This is a genomic window from Paenibacillus wynnii (assembly GCF_000757885.1).
Taxonomy (GTDB): domain Bacteria; phylum Bacillota; class Bacilli; order Paenibacillales; family Paenibacillaceae; genus Paenibacillus_AQ; species Paenibacillus_AQ wynnii.
Window position 1 is genome coordinate 1,598,028 of sequence record NZ_JQCR01000003.1, and the last position, 15,657, is coordinate 1,613,684.

Below are 15,657 nucleotides of genomic sequence, written 5' to 3' on the forward strand. Positions count from 1 at the left end.
TGCAGATTGGGAACACCTCTTTGAGTTGAGTTGGTTTCCCCATCTTCGGATAGGTGGAAACTCAGCGGGAGACGAAGATAATCTACCCACCCTGCTCTTTTCCGCCCTTCACCACACAAACGCACGATCCTTCATTTAAATCCTGAGAATGGCTTACAGAGGGCCAAATACAGACATGAAAAAAGCACCAGAAGGTGCTTTATAACTCTATTGTTTCAATAATTTTACTTGAGACAATTTCCTTTAGTGCATTTTCTAAATTATCAGGAAATTTGGCATTCCATTGTCCTACATCATCAAAATATCCTCCAGCTGAAGAAATTTCTTTATGAGTTATTACAAATTCAATGACACCTATACTTGGGATCTGAATTTTAACAGCCCAATCAGCTGGTGAAATCCCTACCGGCTTTGCATCAACACCATATCCCAGCTCAGACTGAATTTCTTTCAGTACATTTATTAGGGCATTTTTAATGTCTGATCTAGATTGAATATTGCTTGCAACGCTTGTCTTTAACTCTTCTTTCCAAGAACTCATCGAAATCCCCCTTCGACATCACATTTAAAATTTAGGAATCTTTGTTCTTTCATTTTAGAAAAATGCACTCAGAGGTACTTCACTGAAAATGCTCACAATAACGTTCTGCCGTCAGGATCTACATAAGTGAATTTAACATCATTTTCTTTATAGGACATTAATACTGCTTCAATTTCCGATCTGAAAGAGCCAAGACCACGATCATCTTCCCATGATTTAATTATTGATTTTTTTTGATTAACATTTACAAGAAAGCCATTTGCTCTAATGTAGTCCTGTCCTTCTATCACTCGATAAAAAACAGATTCGCCGTTGTCAGTGACTTCAATTTTGACGTTCATTTTAATCCTCCCTTCGACATCATATTTCGACGTCTAGGAAGTTTTTTCCTTCTGGCATTTTACCTTGGAACAAAACTGAGCCGTACCTTCCCAACGGCCCCATATACAGCCTTTGCACTTCTTTGGCTGCTTCGGCGGATCTTTTAACCGCTGCTGCTTCCTCTTCAAATCAATTCCCCCAATAGAAAAAGCCGCCCAATAAAATGAGCGACTTCAGAATATGAATTCAATTCAATCGTGCAATGAGCCAGATCTATAGAACGGCGTCCGCTCCGCATTCGCAGCAAATGCGCTACGCTCTTTGCTTTAAATCTTTACGGACTTTGTTACAAAGGAGGACAAGACCATTTTACAAAGCTACCGAAATTAGAGTCAATTGACCCAATGACGATGACGGACAAATTATACCCGCTTTCCCCTATTTCCCTTTGCACTGCTCACTCAATCGTTATACTGCTTCTATCTGTTTGATATGCCGACATTTTGGGAAACTGCTGCATCCGTAAAACTGACCTCTAGTACTATTACGAAGAACGAGCGTGCTACCGCATTTCGGACAAGTCATCTCATCCACCGGGGTTGCAGCGATAACAGCCTTTGGTGCCGGAGCTGTCCCGGGATTCATAGCCAAAATTATTTCAATTAATGCCTCACGATTAATTAACTTTACATGATTGGACTTCGCCAGTTCATAAGCAGCGGTCGTATAATCACTATTAGAGACAACCCAAGCCTCAACAGCTCCATAATGCGCGATGGAAGCCTGTGCCTCCTGAACCGCCTTGATCCCTACGTTCTTACTGTAACGCTTGGCTTGTACTACGATTTTCTTCCCATCCTTCTGAAGGATCAGATCAGCGCCATAATCACCAGCGGCTTTTGTTACCTCAGTCTTATATCCCTGTGCTCGAAATAGATGACCAAGATACTGCTCAAACTGAATTCCTTCCATTTTATCAATGTCTGCAATCCCCGATTTCTTCAAGCGCTCCTCATGCTTCATTCTCCGAGCTATTAAAACTACAACCACAACAGCAACTACAAGAACACAGACAATAACCGATGCCTGAATCGACTTCGTTAACATATAAGTTCCAGCTAGCGATCCAAATGCTGCAAGTCCCATAACACCTTGAATAAATTCTTCTTCCTGTTTTGCCTTACTCTTTCTTCTTGCCATCTGAAACCCCTCCGCTAATATCTTCTTATAGTCCAATATACGTCATAAAGGAAGGATTTTCCTCCTTTGGTGTCGAACTTTAGACCTATGAAAGGAGATGATTATCTATGGCAGATTCAAAAGAATATCAAACTGTTGCCGGTGATATTACTAGTGCATGGTTAAAAGCTAAGGCCGACTTAGCAATTGCTGGCGCTGGAACAGGAGAAGAAAGAAGATTCCCTTCTGCAGAAGAAGTCGCAACTTTTTACGAAGTGGTCGCTAAAAAAGTTTTGAAGTCTTAGCAACAGAAAAAAGGGAGAGGAGATACGCCTCGGTTAGCGCTGCATTCCTGCAGCCGTGCGTGTCACTCTCGCCTGATTTCCACAGTACAAATATATCATGCTAAAACCCTAGTGAACGGCCATTGTGCGGTCATAACCCGGTCAAAAAGCGGACACGTTTCTATAGAGAAAGACTTTCTAGGATTTTCGAAGGCTCTATTTTCACAGTCCCCATTACTGAAGTACATCCTTCAGCATACATTTCATAATTAAATTCAAGATTTCTATTTTTATGCATATAAGAAAATAATGTTTTTTTGTCTAACCAATTATCCTTTGGATGAAGTATCGTAACTTCAATATATGTATTAGGATGAATCACGTCATTAATCCCACCTGCAAAAAACACTCCTTTACTTTCATCATTTTCAAAATATTGCGTTACAACATTAAGATTAATCTGTATAGGTTCATCCTTTATATCTTCAGTTGGTATAATTCTAATTGAAGGGTATGTCGCTATATATTTACCTGTATTTTTAATCCCAACTACAATTGAAAAACGATTTCCTTCATGTTGGTTCAAATTATAAAATATTTCCAACTTTGGTTTTTGCCTTCTCCCAAAACTGTCCTCCAACATATGATGTTCCATTTTAATGAAACTATCCCCAGCTCGCGTGTAATATAAGTTATCTCCAAGCATTGCTCTATGTGGTGGCAATTCACTTTCCGGTACATATGTAATTACAAACCCCTCATCACATTCTTGATCATCATTTATGTAAATTACTTGATTTATGATTCCAATGTTTAATGGAACGATTGCTTCATTTATCAAATTATTTAGATCAGTAAGGAAATTTTTTATATATTTAATTGGTTTTTCCTCACTTGCTATATCAGCTGCTTCTTTGTTTTCCTTTTCAGTAGAAATCCCCCATACAATAACACCTCCTGCTGAATTTGAGAATCCCGATAGAGCTTTTGCATATATTTTCCTATCATCTTTTTGAGCACCTCGAACTTGAGCAGCACTCTTTTGTTTAAAATCAAGAAATAAGTTTTCTTCGCGGCTGCCTATCATTGATTTTATTCCAGAGTATCTTCCGTCAATTATCCTCTGATAGATTGAAAATGCGTTGACCATTAATACAACCCTTTCTTACTTTCAGGTTTATAAGACTTCTTCTATAATTCTGTATATTTCTTATTTGAGCCATAAGCTTTATCAACAGGGTACTTTTCTTCATTAACTATCATTTTATTTCGCAAAGCATCTTCTAGATCGATTCCCAAGTCATTACTGATGAGCAATATGTAATAGAATATATCCGCTAATTCATCCCTAATCTTATCAATATTATTCTCCAACGCTTCTTCACTTGTTTTCCATTGAAACAACTCTAGTAATTCCGAAGCTTCTAAATTCAAAGAGATTGCTAAGTCTTTCGGGTTATGAAACTGTTCCCAATCTCGCTCTTGTCTAAATTCAAGTATTTTTTCTATTAACTCATTCATAGCAGATCATTTCCTCCTTTACTAATCCCATAAGCTTTGCACAGATCTGTAAACGTTATGCCTAACCCTAATGATTCTAGTTTGTGAATCCGATCCTTGTACAACTTCCGTAGAACGATAACTTTGTCATTATCCCTCCCGTGATGAACCATTCTATGACAATTTGGGCACAGAGCAAAGATATTAGCGACTCTATCTAGGTTATACTTATAACTCTTCTGTTGAGCCATTGGTATAAAATGATGAGCTTCTACGTAAAACTTCCCAGATTTTTTAGAAATAAAAGTACTATGCGAATCGTCAAATGAACATTTGAAATTATTATTTCTAAGAGCTCTAGATGCTTTTTTTGAATCTCTAGGCCATTTTTCACTACCACCTTTATCAACCAATGCAGGCGGTCTCAGTTCTGGATTCTCTTCAATATAGTTCGGAACATTCTGATTTTTTTTCTCAATTTCCAGAAGTGTTTCTTGGAACTTCTCTTCACTACTTTCATCTTCTAAATAGTACTGATCATCGTTTAAAAGCAAATAGTCATTAAATTGTTCAAGAGTCCGACCATTCATTATTACAAGCAATTCTTCATAAGTAATCAAAAGTTCTTCTAGATCTTCAATAATTTTTTTTGAGTCTGGTAAATTGTCTTGATCATAATAAGTTCCACAGATATGTCCTTTCATATATCCTTTTGCTAACCTTCCTTGACTCACTAAGTCAATATTAATCAAACCTTGTTCTTTTGGTATTGTATGTAATAACTCACGTACTTTATTTGAAACTATACCTAATTTTTCATTCCCCAATTTTTCCTTATATTTCTCATGAAAATAAGTACACCCTTGGTTTAAACTAATGTAAAAACCTTTGAAGTCTGAACGAAATACAAAAACAATGTAATAACCCTTTGTAGCTTCCACATTTTTCTGTTTATTAAAAACTGCTACCCAAGGTACATCTGCCCAATTCCCCTGACCAGGTGAACCTTGAACTCTATACATTGACTGATCTAATTTAGCCTCTTTTAGAAGAATTGGTGGTATTGTTGATCTAATATGAATCGCAATTCCATGTGCTGTGAACTCTTCCCGCTTAGCTTGAGAAAACGACTCAAGTATTACTTTGCAGCTACTTTGAAAATTACTATCACTTCTACTCAAGTTTCCTATTTCCCCCATAGTTAACATCCTCTCTTATAACATCCATCCTATCTAAAATTCCGACATTTTCCAATACCAGGCATAAAAAAAGATGCTGGTTATTCAGCATCCTTCTTATTCTCCCTATAAACTTCAATTCCTAGTGCACAAGCCAATATATAAATTGCCCTCGACTTCACCCTTCGATATTTCCGTTCACTCATTCCCAATTCCCCACAGAGAATCGAATCATATTCGTCTTCATAATCCAAATAACGTAGTTGGATTATCTCCCGCTCAGCCTTCTTAAGCCTCCCCATTGCCAAATCAAGTAGCTTCGACTGCTGCTCTAGTTCCGCTGCTCTATCTGTATTCCATATCGCTATGTTCTCCGTCGTTCGGCTAATCGCATTGGTTGACCCGTGATACCGCGGTTCCGGACTGGCCGTTAATGCTGCCTGCCGCCGTACGAATCCAATCTGCCGATATACACGTATCGTCTCCAAATGCTCTTCCACCCTCCGACGGGTCTCAATTTCGTCGATCGGGAGGATGTCAAAAGCCAGTTGGATTGCTAATTTGTCGCTTTTCCCCATGATAATCCCCTCACTCGTGGTATAATTCGAATGAAGGTAAGAGTTTGGACCCCCGCCCCGGCCAAGGATATGGGGGTCTTTGGTTTGCAAAACACAAAATATTAAGTATACTATAATTGCCGAAACGCTAAAGCGTCTGTACAGGATGGCTACCTGGCACTGATGATGGCAAGCCAAATGATTTATAAAGTTATCTTAATGTCTATGTTTACTGTAGGAGCGTGGTTATCTATGAATATTAATATTTCCGCACATTTCAACATTGATATTACTGTATCTCTTCATCTGTTTGCCGTAGCCAGTCTTGCTTATGGACTCAGTTCACTGACGAGCTCGTGAGATTCGAGCGAAAAGTATCTGTACTAAGACACCTTGTGGTGTCTTTTTTTATTTTTCAATCGTAATATTCTACCATCTACCCGATCTGTCCCCCTTGTAAGTGAAGAAGCAGCTTTACGCTGCTCCTCCCCCATCCATCATTCTTTTTGCCGCCAATTTTCGGTAGGCATTATACCGTGAAGATAACTGCCCACTGGTCATGCCGCGCTCTATCGCAATCTCTCTCCAAACCTTATTTTCCTTTAAGCGCTTTTCTAAAAGGTCAGGAAAGGGAATTGGGTGTCCTTCATATTCAACCTCTGGAAAAAGTGGCCGCTCTTGAAGAATAAAAGCGTCCAGTTCTTCTTTACTCACTTCGGCTTCAATATCTGAGTCCGCCGGATCGGATATACCTTCTTTTGAGTCTTTCTCCCTCTCACCTAGAACATGATCCTGGTCAGTGTTTCTGATCTCTGTATCTTGGTTCCCTTCCAGATCCTGATTATCTCCACCGTTCTTCCAGTCCGGTTCAATGGTATCTGGACTGCCCTCTGCTTTATCATCTTTAGGATTCTCATCTCCCTCAGATACAGCATCGAAATCTTCTCTTTTGACTACTGCCTCTGGTTTAACCTTACCAGTGCGCCACTCATCCCACTTAGCAGCCAGTGGAGCCACGCGCTTACGGTATTCGTCCACCATTACCACAAACACACCAACACCCATATCAGCATCTGCAGCTAGCTTCAGGTATGTCTCACCTTCTGAAAGGCTCTCCGTAATGCTATAGAAGTCATGCTTCAGATCATCGAAGCTCGGAGCCAATCCGCTTAAAATAAACTCATGGATAACTTCAAGGTCAATTTGAACCGGCTCCGCTTTTATCTCTACCTTCTCGAGTGGCAATCCCAAGTCCATAGCAAGCTGTTCACCATCCGGCTGAGCCACCGACACAACGCCTGTGTTATCAACGATATATTTAGTTAAAGGCTTACCGGTGAGCGCATTCTTCATAATCTTGTACGTAACAATCTGCGAATCAAATCCTCCGATAACCTTCAGCTCCAACATGCTTTGAAGCGTGTTATACTGCCCGTCCAATTCGGAAGCCGGGATGCTAATTGTAATCTCCGTCTCCTCAGCAGACTTCAAATTGATCTTTTTAACGGTTCCTTTGAAGTTGATATAGCTCATCCTTATGCCACTCCCTTAATATATTTTTGGTTGTACGCCCAACAGAGCGCTAAAGCATCCGAGGGATCGAACAGCCGCTGCTGAACATCCCCCTTCTTGTACTTGCCCTTAGGATCGTCTTTTTTATATAAGACCGGTATAGCTAGTTCGTCATAATCGAGATCAAAAAGCATCTGCATTTCAACAGCGACCGTCTCTTTATCCGCATTACCCTTACCTGTCTGCATTTTGAGTTCTGATGGCCGGATATCAGCAACCTTGATACCCATATGTAGTGCGGCCAATGTAACCATGGAGTAAGCACCGACCAGGGCAATAACGCTCGAGGCATTTTTGAAATGAACCGGCCTCTCCAATACGATTAAATTAGGCTGTTCCTGCTCAATCATCCGGAAGGTGTCCTGGTATATGGCATCCAGCACATGAGGCATTGCAATCTTGCTGTAATCACGGAGACCAAATTCAATCGGTTTGCCGCTTTCCATAGTCGCCCAACCTGAGTAATTTGTTCCGTGATCGATGCCCATGATTTTCATGATTCTTCGCTCCCCTCTGTCTTGGCGGCATCATGGCCGAATCAAGTACATAGACCGTACCGGCGACTCGTCCAATGTCGTCCCACACGGTATAAAAGTTACGACGATGAAAGAACGGATCAATTGGCTTACGCTTCTTTGCAGACATCCTGGTCCGCCCCCCTTTGTCGCTTTCCGATCACAAGCTCAAATTCTGCAATACCCTCGTCTATTTCAGCTGGCTCCAGCTCAGTGAATTCGGCAATTAAATCCGTCCGGTCCGGCGCTACCCCCGTTTGAGTAAACAGGGTAATCATGAATTGATACACATGCCAGTAATTCCAACGGCTACCCATTACGCCCACCGCCGAATGTCCCGAGTCTTGCCAGATACCCGATTGATCACGATAAGTTTGTCTTGAGTATCCCGTTCAATCAGCCAGTTTGCTGGAATGAGCCCAGCCGCTTTAATCTCGCCCTTCTGCCGACGTGTTGGTCGCTTCCCTTGTTTCATCCCCAGTCTCCTCCTTGTTGAGCTGCTTCCACTCTTCTGGCCAGACATACTTGCCATCGATCATCTGCGCGACCATAAAATCTCCTGAGTCCGTAACCCGAACCTCCCTGAACATTCCCGTTTTACCGTGTAGCTGCGTGTAGCTATAAATTTCCTCCGGTGTGTTCAATGTGACCGACGGTGTGTGCCAGCCATCCGGCTCCGGGAAGCAATATCCGTAAAACTTCTCGTCCATGTTTGCCCCCTCACGCCCATTTGCGCTTGTCGATATCCTTGAAGTTCCCAGCAGGCGGCGATGACTGATCCGCATGCGCCCGCTCGTAATTAACGAATTTATTGAACTGCTTGAGGAAGATCAATTCGGCCGTGCCGAGTGGACCGTTCCGCTGCTTTGCGATAATGATCTCGATAATGTTTTTCTTCTCGGTTTCCTTGTCGTAGTAGTCATCCCGGTAAAGAAAGGCGACGATATCAGCATCTTGTTCAATGGAGCCCGACTCCCGAAGGTCACTAAGCATCGGCCGTTTGTCCTGGCGTTGCTCGACGCCACGGCTGAGCTGCGACAACGCGATCACTGGCACATCCAGTTCCCGGGCGATCTGCTTTAAGGTACGGGAGATTTCTGAAACTTCCTGCTGTCGATTATCATTGCGCTTTCCGGATCCGGAGATGAGCTGCAGGTAATCAATGACGATCAGCCCGAGCCCTTCCTGCTTCTTCAGCCGCCGGCATTTATTCCGAATTTCATGGACCGTCAGCGCGGGTGAATCATCGATCAGGATATTACTCTCACCCAACCGCCCAATAGCTTCAGCTCCCTTAGCCCAATCATCATCCAGGAAGGCTGCTGTCCGCATATGATTCGCGTCCAGGTTCCCCTCAGCACAGATCATCCGTTGTACCAACTGCGAGGCTGACATTTCTAGGCTGAAGACTGCGACCGTCTCTTTGGTCCTCACCGCTACGTTTTGAGCGATGTTAAGCGCGAATGCCGTTTTGCCGACAGATGGCCGGGCTGCTACGATGATCAGGTCACTCCGCTGGAAGCCGGAAGTCATTCGGTCCAAGTCAGGGAATCCACTGGGCAGGCCAGTTACACCGTTCTCTGTTTGGTTGACTGCTCGATGCTCCATGTCCTCATACACTTGGACCGCGACATCACGCACCCGCTTAAACTCCTGCTTGGGTGCTGCCTGATCTGACAGACGAGCTGCGGATACTTGCATTGCCGTAATGGACTGTGCAGCATCGCCGCTCTCGCTGGCCATTCGGATCTGCTCAATACCGGAGCGGATAAGCTCACGCAGCATATGCTTGTCCTTTAAGACGCTGATGTAATGATCAACGTTCGCCGCTGTGGGTACCGCTCCGGCGATCCGGGAGAGATGCTGAACTCCACCAACATCAACAAGCCGCTTACTCGCATCCAGCCTTGTTGCAACTGTTACTACATCGACCGGTTCCCCGGCCTCCGCCAGTTCAGCCATAGCTTCAAATACAAATCGGTTTGCAGGAGTGTAAAAGGCCTCTGACGATAGTTCCAGCGCCGCTTCCAGAGCGTCACCTTCCTTGTCGATGAGCACCGCACCCAGAACAGAAGCCTCTGATTCCGCGCTGTGTGGTATTTCAATCCCTTGGATTTCCGAGTAGTCTTGCATAAATCTTCTCCTTCAGCCCACGCGGAGGCGGTACTGCAGCCGCACGCGCCGCGTCCATTTCTGCAAATAATTTATCCGTGGCGGCACGTAGCCGATCCCGCTCCAATAGTTCTCCGACCCGCCCTCTAATTTCAGCGATGTTCGGGGGGAAGCGCTCAGTCAAGATGTGGTTATTCACATTGTGCATGGCCACTTGATAAGGGAAGTCTTGAAGATATTTATGCAGCCGATCAATGTTTTCAGGCGACTGGTCAAACCCGGGATAATTGGCCTTAATGGTGCGGACCAGAAGAATAACCTCCAGTTTCTCCACGTCGTCTCTCCTCCTCAATCATCATGTCTAATTCTTCAAGATCTCGTTGATGCTTCGTTTTGCGCTGCGGCTGCGGACTCCCAATGGCGACAGGTACGTGCGGCACCGCACCTGTTATGGGCTCTTCCTGCTGCAACTTCGTCCACTCGTCATAGCAGCGAGGGACGCAGTAGGTAATGCTTCGGATTTCATCGCGCTTATGCTTCGGCTTGTAGTTGTCAAAGGAATCATCGACAACCCTGTTTATCAAGTCGACTGGTAGTCCATCAATAATCATCTGCTTGATTTCGGCAAAATCTGTAGGGGATACATTCAGCCCTCTACCGCGTCTCTGACAAAAGTGCTTTTCAATTTGAGAGACTGCTTTCAGAATCTGACTTTCGTCAGAAGCAGAAGCAGCATCTTTTAATATCTCTGTAATATCTTTATTAGATCGGCAGTTTTCTGCCGCGAGATCGGCAACATTCTGCCTATCACTACCCTCCAGAGTGGCAACATTCTGCCGATCTCTATCAGGAGAGTGGAAGTTTTCTGCCACTCTGTTTTGATACTTTTTAGAATTTCTAACACTAAAAATGAGTCCGTAAGGTGCTCTTGTCACCCGGATGTAACCATGATCTTCGAGTGTTTTTATCCAAGAACGGATGGTGCGGTTGCTGACTTCAAATATCTCTTCAAGCTCATTAATTCGAATAGGCTTATTCCCGAGGACGACGCCCCAGACAGTTCCCTCTTTCTCCTTCTCCGCAGTCGTGGAGCTGATACACCACAGGAAAAGCCATATCGCTGTGCCAATTTGTTTATAATGTCGCGGCTCCAAAAGCCCTGAGTATGTCGGAAACGGGTAACTGCCTTCGGGCATTCAATCATCCCCTTGTAACACTGCGTATCTGAACTGTAAAATTGCCCGTAAGCCCATGGGTCGTAAGCATTCCAGATTGTACTCCACGGCCAAATTGCGTCATGACCTCATTGATTTTGTCCGGTACTTCTTCTGGGCTACTCATTACAGCCACTTGAGCTCCAAGGGAGTAGGCCAAGGCTTTCAAATGTGCCAAAACAGCATCATGCCCACCTTGACAAGCTTCATCTAGCAAGGATTCCATTTGCTTAAAAATCTTCTCATGAAGCAACACATTACTCATATCGCACGCTCCCGCTTGGTCTTTTCCTTCCATTCCTTATCCCCCAGGCATCTGCTTGGCGTTACCTCAAAATAGCGGCGGCCCAGAACATAAGAGACAAATAAACCTGTGGATTTCTCGTAATACATCCCGTTTAACAGAGTTGCTAACTCCGGAACAGTTCCAGCAAACAAATCCAACTGCTCAACACTACTCACTGACTTGCCCCCTCTCATCCAGCAGATATACAATGGGGTACTTAACTCGCTTTATGGTCCATCCAGGATAACCACGGGCAAAATACTCCCGAGCCTCCCTCTTGAATGCTTCCTGGTCCACTTGCATCAGCTGCCAGATCCGCTCGCCCATCATGCTCTGCATCAGAGGTTTGTCCTCGATCATCGGTCTGCTACCCTGACCAGTGCGCCTGTAGTCTCCTGAATTTCTCTCTTAAAAAGTTCTGCGTTTGAATTACCATCCGATAAGTGCAAGAGCCAAATCTCCTCAACATTCCGGGTATCATTGGCTTTCAAGAAGTCTTTCACGTGCTCAAGTCCAAAGTGCGAACGAAGCAGCCGCTTCTTCTGGGCGGGATGCAGATGGCCTGCAGCCACCCGTTTATTGACGATATCCCTGGAGTAATTACACTCCACCATAATGTGCGTTAGGTCTCTGAAGCGATGCCGGCAGTAATAGGTATCTGTTAGGAAGACCAGCTTATCGCCTGCTGTATTGGCAAGCAGGAAGCCTAGAGGCTCCTCGACATCATGCTGAATATCAAAAGGTAGGATTGTCCAGGTGCCAATCGTGAACTGCTCCAACGCCTTGATAACCTTTAGACGGTGACCTAACAGCCCTCTGGCACTCGCCGTTCCTGCGCTGGTGTAAATGTTAATGCCTGCTCTCATGATTTCAGGAGCAGCCTTGCTATGATCTATATGTTCATGTGTGATCAAGCAACCGGCAATGTCCGACATACGGAAGTTAAGCGCCCGCTGAATCGACTTAAATGGAAAGCCGGCTTCCAGCAGAAGCGTGGTATGGCCATCAGATATGCGATAGGCATTACCTGCACTGCTGGAGCCGAGGCATTGAATGTCAATCATTAGAAATCCATCTCTTGTTCCATGGGCGGAACATCACCTGAGAAATTATCAGGACCCGGACTCCCTTTAGAGTCTGCCGGCTCACTATCAGGTGTACTGTCTGGTGGATTAGTAGGAGTAATATCGATAATCGGTCCGTTAGCATTCGCCCGGATTTCCTCATCAACCTCCGCCTCAGCAAAATCACTTTCCATTTGCTTCAGGCGCAAGTAATCGTCATCTATCTTCTGAGAGTCGATGGTGATGTCACCATAGGCCGCACGGTAAATGGTCTTCCATGCCATCTTGTCATACCAGCCCTCAACTGTTTCTGTACCAACTTTTTTGTTATTTTCCCATTTGTCCTTTTCTCCTCCCCAGAATTCCGGAGAAGCATGATCTGGCTTTCTCTTTTCGATATCCTTTTTTGTCATGACGACAAGCTTGTTCTTTTCTGGGGCCTTGGAAAAACTGTGATAGTAAAAGCCGCCGATAATATTCCCGCGATCAAAGGCATTGACGATCTCGAACTCGTAGCCTTCATACGTGTTCTTCGAATCCTTCTTGACTGGTCTGAATTTGTCAGTGGAGTAAACCAGCTCAACGGTCACGTGATCTGGAACATCCAGACCGTATTTCGTAGCCTTGAGCTCAATACCACGGTACCCTTCGATGAAGGTGATGTCGTATTTGCCGCTATTCTTATTTTTATAAGGGATGGGATTAATGTGATTCGGTTGAGAAGGGTCAAAACCAACCCTTGCCATAGCCACCACATCACGTGCAAGTTTTTCCATGTTCACATGCTGCCAGGTAACTGGAACGGCATCCCGAAATTTCTCCGACTTCTTCAGCCGCTTTTCCTCAGTGGTTTTAAGAATGGCATCCAGAGCGATGAAGTAATTCTGCGCTAAGCGTTTTTGAAAATTAGTAAGGGCAACCTCCCCCACGCCGGAACCAAATTCAGAAACAACCTTGTTCATAAAGCGTTCTGAGGCAGTCGGTTCTTTCTTTGTGATCTCTGCTGGTGCCGATTGTTGCTTTGTTTGATCTGTAGTACTCAATTAAATCGCCTCCTGTATGGCTGCCGTCTCAATGCGCAGTCGCTTATCTGCTTCACTCACTACTAGCCGGATCACCTGAGCATCCGTATCGATCAGTTTGGTTACCGCTTCCGCATTGTCTACGAAGATCGGAGCCGAGAAACCGTAATGCTCACCCAACGTGTTGATGATATCCAGACCGACATTGATTTGGGCCGCATTATTAAGACCAGCGTCATAAGGAACTCCCTTGTACAACGTGTCACATACTTCTTTCATGCCACCGTTAATTTGTTCTTCGAAAAGTCGGAAGCGTGCAAGACGGAATTTACTGTTGATCTTGGAGTCCAGCATGGAGACCTTGCGTTTAGTGAACTCATCCATAAGATAGAGCTCATGTTGTAGGCGCTCATACTCAGTGGCCAGCGTTCGTTCCTCCCCTTCCAGTTGAGTTATACGCAACTGAGCTTTACGGAAGCCATCAAACTTGACGCGGTCCTGCTCCATTCCAACCACTTCATCGCGAAGCCCTCGGATCTCTTCCCGAACCGTTCCGGCTGCCTCCTGCGTGGAAGAACTTAGCTGTTCAATTGCTTGTTGGACAATTACAGCCTCGGCTTGCTTACCGGCATATTCCGGATCAGCTGCAGGATCTTTCACGCCAGAACGTAAGTTTTCCAGCTCTGCTTCAGCAGCAGTCAGTTCAGTCTGCAATTTAGCCGATGTATCGTTTAAGATCTCAATCTCACCCTGAAGGCGTTCAATTTCCTGCTCAAACTTCGTTGCTTCAGCCACAGCCGCTTTTCCAGAAGCGTTAATCCGTTCCTTACGCTCTGCTAGCTGGCGGTTAAAGTCGGCTTCCGCTTTATCGTGAGCAATTTTGACTTGATCATCCGGGATTGCCTGTCCACAAGTCGGACAATTAGGGTCATGATCCTGAGGATGTTCAAAAGCGAGTCCCTTCAGGTCGGCAAATTCTTGCCGTAGCCGTGCCGCTTCCTGGCGCCGTGAATCCGCAAGGCGCTCATTTTGCTTGATTCGCTGCTTCTTGTCCTCAAGTGTGCGGCAAAATCTATCAAGCTCCAGATGCAATTGATTTACGGCGTCTCGCTTAATAGCCACCTTGTCCAGTACATCCGACTGTAGCCGGCTCTTAATGTCCAACAGCTCGCTTTGAATTTCTCTGAGTCGCTTTTCCTTAACTGCCACCTCTCCACCAGAAAGGATGCGGGACAACTCAGCCTCCCGCGCCTCGATTCGGCTACGCAATGTACCGATGTCCTCCTTCAAGGACTCCTCATCTAGCTCGGTTACATCTGGCATCTGCCGCTGGACCTCACTGATCCGGACCGGCAACTCCTTGATTTCGCTATTTATCACCGCACACCGTGCTACGACCACTTTTTTATGAGAGTCAATATTTCGGTCACCCAGGATGGCTGGCAAAAGCTCCAGATCTTTATGACCGTGGATTACTTCACCATCCGTTAGATCGCCACATACCTCCAGCAATGTCTTTCGCCGCTCCTCTTTCTTGAGTTGCTCGTTGAAATAGGAAGGGCTGGTCAGAAGCTTGAACAGGTCCTCTTTGATGACCTTGTCCACCTCTGCTTGATACTCCCGCATGCCCATCGGAACCCCGTCTACATAATAGGTTGTGGAATGACCCTCGAAGCTTTCCACTGGTGCACCGCGCTTTTTGGTCCACTTTTCGGCGTACACCCTGCGAAATGTGCGAGGGCGACCATTAACCAGAAAGGCCCCCTCAACTTCATGCTCCAGCTTGTGTTGAAGAATCTTTCCTGCAATGTCCAAACCTTTGATCTCAAAATCCGCTTTGTTCTGGCTGTCCTTACCGAACAGCAGCCAAACAAATCCATCAAAAACAGTGGTCTTGCCGGTGGCATTGTCACCATAAACATCCGTGTCCCCACCGTTAGTGGCGAGAACAAGTTCCTTGATTCCTTTAAAATTGCGAAGCGACAACCGTTCCATAACGATTCTCTTCAAGCGATTACCTCCTCGATTGCTGCACTACATTCTGCAACAAAAATCATCTGTTGATCGGGTGTCTCAGGATAACGAATACCATCCAGATATGTTTTAAGTGCATATTCTAATTCAGCAAGTTGTTCGTTGTCGGCATGGAGTTGAATGGATCCAGATCCCAGTTGAATGTTCAAAACTGGAGGGTTGAAGTGCGTTTCCGAATCGATTGAAAACTCAGCCGTCTCTTCATTAACTAAAAATGAATGTGTTCCACGCATGGCTAATTCCCCCTCTTGTGAAATGCGCCCCCAGCATGCTATAGT

The 15,657-nt window shown here is 44.9% G+C and carries 23 protein-coding genes; 1 reads left to right on the forward strand and 22 read right to left on the reverse strand.

Going from position 1 to position 15,657, the window contains the following annotated elements; all coding sequences use genetic code 11:
* Nucleotides 1-199 precede the first annotated feature (199 nt).
* The 3 genes from PWYN_RS22785 to PWYN_RS22795 all read right to left on the reverse strand — a co-directional run bounded on the left by PWYN_RS22785 (nucleotide 200) and on the right by PWYN_RS22795 (nucleotide 2,062).
* Complete coding sequence (locus PWYN_RS22785) at nucleotides 200-541, reverse strand: hypothetical protein (protein WP_036656610.1); 342 nt, start codon at nucleotides 539-541, stop codon at nucleotides 200-202.
* Between the two features lie 92 nt (nucleotides 542-633).
* Nucleotides 634-882: a hypothetical protein gene (locus PWYN_RS22790; RefSeq protein WP_036656614.1), complete on the reverse strand. Its 249-nt coding sequence runs from the start codon at nucleotides 880-882 to the stop codon at nucleotides 634-636.
* Between the two features lie 448 nt (nucleotides 883-1,330).
* Nucleotides 1,331-2,062 (reverse strand): restriction endonuclease, encoded by a 732-nt coding sequence (locus tag PWYN_RS22795; RefSeq protein ID WP_036656616.1) that lies wholly within the window; start codon nucleotides 2,060-2,062, stop codon nucleotides 1,331-1,333.
* 107 nt (nucleotides 2,063-2,169) lie between these two features.
* Between PWYN_RS22795 and PWYN_RS29405 the strand changes: the two genes are divergently transcribed.
* Entirely contained in the window at nucleotides 2,170-2,346 is a 177-nt protein-coding gene (locus tag PWYN_RS29405) for a hypothetical protein (RefSeq protein ID WP_157261245.1), read from the forward strand.
* A gap of 160 nt (nucleotides 2,347-2,506) precedes the next feature.
* Here the strand turns inward: PWYN_RS29405 and PWYN_RS22800 are convergent, their stop codons facing one another.
* The 19 genes from PWYN_RS22800 to PWYN_RS22885 all read right to left on the reverse strand — a co-directional run bounded on the left by PWYN_RS22800 (nucleotide 2,507) and on the right by PWYN_RS22885 (nucleotide 15,612).
* A complete protein-coding gene (locus tag PWYN_RS22800; protein WP_036656620.1) occupies nucleotides 2,507-3,475 on the reverse strand; it encodes an AlbA family DNA-binding domain-containing protein in 969 nt (322 codons plus the stop codon).
* A 41-nt stretch (nucleotides 3,476-3,516) separates the two neighbouring features.
* Nucleotides 3,517-3,846 (reverse strand): nucleotide pyrophosphohydrolase, encoded by a 330-nt coding sequence (locus PWYN_RS22805; RefSeq protein ID WP_036656622.1) that lies wholly within the window; start codon nucleotides 3,844-3,846, stop codon nucleotides 3,517-3,519.
* A complete protein-coding gene (locus tag PWYN_RS22810; RefSeq protein ID WP_169744144.1) occupies nucleotides 3,843-5,024 on the reverse strand; it encodes an MrcB family domain-containing protein in 1,182 nt (393 codons plus the stop codon). The genes PWYN_RS22805 and PWYN_RS22810 overlap by 4 nt, the downstream gene beginning before the upstream one ends.
* 80 nt (nucleotides 5,025-5,104) lie before the next feature.
* Nucleotides 5,105-5,581 carry an ArpU family phage packaging/lysis transcriptional regulator gene (locus tag PWYN_RS22815; RefSeq protein WP_036656624.1) on the reverse strand — a complete coding sequence of 159 codons (477 nt, stop codon included), beginning with the start codon at nucleotides 5,579-5,581 and terminating at the stop codon, nucleotides 5,105-5,107.
* A 453-nt stretch (nucleotides 5,582-6,034) separates the two neighbouring features.
* The gene (locus PWYN_RS22820) at nucleotides 6,035-7,093 is read right to left on the reverse strand and encodes a hypothetical protein (protein ID WP_036656627.1); all 1,059 of its coding nucleotides are present in this window, start codon (nucleotides 7,091-7,093) and stop codon (nucleotides 6,035-6,037) included.
* 2 nt (nucleotides 7,094-7,095) lie between these two features.
* Nucleotides 7,096-7,629: a crossover junction endodeoxyribonuclease RuvC gene (locus PWYN_RS22825; protein ID WP_036656630.1), complete on the reverse strand. Its 534-nt coding sequence runs from the start codon at nucleotides 7,627-7,629 to the stop codon at nucleotides 7,096-7,098.
* A 128-nt stretch (nucleotides 7,630-7,757) separates the two neighbouring features.
* Nucleotides 7,758-7,964: a hypothetical protein gene (locus PWYN_RS22830; protein WP_036656633.1), complete on the reverse strand. Its 207-nt coding sequence runs from the start codon at nucleotides 7,962-7,964 to the stop codon at nucleotides 7,758-7,760.
* Nucleotides 7,964-8,122, reverse strand: a complete 159-nt coding sequence (locus PWYN_RS29685; protein WP_169744145.1) for a DUF6906 family protein — start codon at nucleotides 8,120-8,122, stop codon at nucleotides 7,964-7,966. Before PWYN_RS29685 ends, PWYN_RS22830 begins: the two co-directional genes overlap by 1 nt.
* A complete protein-coding gene (locus PWYN_RS22835) occupies nucleotides 8,076-8,357 on the reverse strand; it encodes a hypothetical protein (protein WP_052088312.1) in 282 nt (93 codons plus the stop codon). The genes PWYN_RS29685 and PWYN_RS22835 overlap by 47 nt, the downstream gene beginning before the upstream one ends.
* A gap of 10 nt (nucleotides 8,358-8,367) precedes the next feature.
* Nucleotides 8,368-9,780 (reverse strand): replicative DNA helicase, encoded by a 1,413-nt coding sequence (gene dnaB / locus PWYN_RS22840; RefSeq protein WP_036656635.1) that lies wholly within the window; start codon nucleotides 9,778-9,780, stop codon nucleotides 8,368-8,370.
* Nucleotides 9,749-10,093 carry a replicative helicase loader/inhibitor gene (locus tag PWYN_RS22845; RefSeq protein ID WP_036656639.1) on the reverse strand — a complete coding sequence of 115 codons (345 nt, stop codon included), beginning with the start codon at nucleotides 10,091-10,093 and terminating at the stop codon, nucleotides 9,749-9,751. Before PWYN_RS22845 ends, dnaB begins: the two co-directional genes overlap by 32 nt.
* Nucleotides 10,053-10,955: a DeoR/GlpR family DNA-binding transcription regulator gene (locus tag PWYN_RS22850; RefSeq protein WP_052088314.1), complete on the reverse strand. Its 903-nt coding sequence runs from the start codon at nucleotides 10,953-10,955 to the stop codon at nucleotides 10,053-10,055. The genes PWYN_RS22845 and PWYN_RS22850 overlap by 41 nt, the downstream gene beginning before the upstream one ends.
* Nucleotides 10,956-10,959: 4 nt before the next feature.
* Entirely contained in the window at nucleotides 10,960-11,238 is a 279-nt protein-coding gene (locus tag PWYN_RS22855) for a hypothetical protein (protein ID WP_036656641.1), read from the reverse strand.
* Nucleotides 11,235-11,435, reverse strand: coding sequence for a hypothetical protein (locus tag PWYN_RS22860; RefSeq protein ID WP_036656643.1), 201 nt, complete (start codon nucleotides 11,433-11,435; stop codon nucleotides 11,235-11,237). Before PWYN_RS22860 ends, PWYN_RS22855 begins: the two co-directional genes overlap by 4 nt.
* Nucleotides 11,428-11,619 (reverse strand): hypothetical protein, encoded by a 192-nt coding sequence (locus PWYN_RS22865; RefSeq protein WP_036656645.1) that lies wholly within the window; start codon nucleotides 11,617-11,619, stop codon nucleotides 11,428-11,430. Before PWYN_RS22865 ends, PWYN_RS22860 begins: the two co-directional genes overlap by 8 nt.
* On the reverse strand, nucleotides 11,616-12,323 hold the full coding sequence (locus tag PWYN_RS22870) for an MBL fold metallo-hydrolase (protein ID WP_036656648.1): 708 nt from the start codon (nucleotides 12,321-12,323) through the stop codon (nucleotides 11,616-11,618). The genes PWYN_RS22865 and PWYN_RS22870 overlap by 4 nt, the downstream gene beginning before the upstream one ends.
* Nucleotides 12,323-13,366 carry a recombinase RecT gene (locus PWYN_RS22875; protein WP_052088316.1) on the reverse strand — a complete coding sequence of 348 codons (1,044 nt, stop codon included), beginning with the start codon at nucleotides 13,364-13,366 and terminating at the stop codon, nucleotides 12,323-12,325. The genes PWYN_RS22870 and PWYN_RS22875 overlap by 1 nt, the downstream gene beginning before the upstream one ends.
* Nucleotides 13,367-15,355 (reverse strand): AAA family ATPase, encoded by a 1,989-nt coding sequence (locus tag PWYN_RS22880; RefSeq protein WP_036656650.1) that lies wholly within the window; start codon nucleotides 15,353-15,355, stop codon nucleotides 13,367-13,369. It abuts the gene before it with no gap.
* Entirely contained in the window at nucleotides 15,352-15,612 is a 261-nt protein-coding gene (locus tag PWYN_RS22885) for a hypothetical protein (protein ID WP_036656653.1), read from the reverse strand. The genes PWYN_RS22880 and PWYN_RS22885 overlap by 4 nt, the downstream gene beginning before the upstream one ends.
* Nucleotides 15,613-15,657: the final 45 nt, after the last annotated feature.

Coding starts and splice junctions, on each gene's coding strand:
- PWYN_RS22785 (WP_036656610.1), bottom strand. CDS start 541: ATGAGTTCTTGGAAAGAAGAGTTAAAGACAAGCGTTGCAAGCAATATT.
- PWYN_RS22790 (WP_036656614.1), bottom strand. CDS start 882: ATGAACGTCAAAATTGAAGTCACTGACAACGGCGAATCTGTTTTTTAT.
- PWYN_RS22795 (WP_036656616.1), bottom strand. CDS start 2,062: ATGGCAAGAAGAAAGAGTAAGGCAAAACAGGAAGAAGAATTTATTCAA.
- PWYN_RS29405 (WP_157261245.1), top strand. CDS start 2,170: ATGGCAGATTCAAAAGAATATCAAACTGTTGCCGGTGATATTACTAGT.
- PWYN_RS22800 (WP_036656620.1), bottom strand. CDS start 3,475: ATGGTCAACGCATTTTCAATCTATCAGAGGATAATTGACGGAAGATAC.
- PWYN_RS22805 (WP_036656622.1), bottom strand. CDS start 3,846: ATGAATGAGTTAATAGAAAAAATACTTGAATTTAGACAAGAGCGAGAT.
- PWYN_RS22810 (WP_169744144.1), bottom strand. CDS start 5,024: ATGGGGGAAATAGGAAACTTGAGTAGAAGTGATAGTAATTTTCAAAGT.
- PWYN_RS22815 (WP_036656624.1), bottom strand. CDS start 5,581: ATGGGGAAAAGCGACAAATTAGCAATCCAACTGGCTTTTGACATCCTC.
- PWYN_RS22820 (WP_036656627.1), bottom strand. CDS start 7,093: ATGAGCTATATCAACTTCAAAGGAACCGTTAAAAAGATCAATTTGAAG.
- PWYN_RS22825 (WP_036656630.1), bottom strand. CDS start 7,629: ATGAAAATCATGGGCATCGATCACGGAACAAATTACTCAGGTTGGGCG.
- PWYN_RS22830 (WP_036656633.1), bottom strand. CDS start 7,964: ATGGGTAGCCGTTGGAATTACTGGCATGTGTATCAATTCATGATTACC.
- PWYN_RS29685 (WP_169744145.1), bottom strand. CDS start 8,122: ATGAAACAAGGGAAGCGACCAACACGTCGGCAGAAGGGCGAGATTAAA.
- PWYN_RS22835 (WP_052088312.1), bottom strand. CDS start 8,357: ATGGACGAGAAGTTTTACGGATATTGCTTCCCGGAGCCGGATGGCTGG.
- dnaB (WP_036656635.1), bottom strand. CDS start 9,780: ATGCAAGACTACTCGGAAATCCAAGGGATTGAAATACCACACAGCGCG.
- PWYN_RS22850 (WP_052088314.1), bottom strand. CDS start 10,955: ATGCCCGAAGGCAGTTACCCGTTTCCGACATACTCAGGGCTTTTGGAG.
- PWYN_RS22855 (WP_036656641.1), bottom strand. CDS start 11,238: ATGAGTAATGTGTTGCTTCATGAGAAGATTTTTAAGCAAATGGAATCC.
- PWYN_RS22865 (WP_036656645.1), bottom strand. CDS start 11,619: ATGATCGAGGACAAACCTCTGATGCAGAGCATGATGGGCGAGCGGATC.
- PWYN_RS22870 (WP_036656648.1), bottom strand. CDS start 12,323: ATGATTGACATTCAATGCCTCGGCTCCAGCAGTGCAGGTAATGCCTAT.
- PWYN_RS22885 (WP_036656653.1), bottom strand. CDS start 15,612: ATGCGTGGAACACATTCATTTTTAGTTAATGAAGAGACGGCTGAGTTT.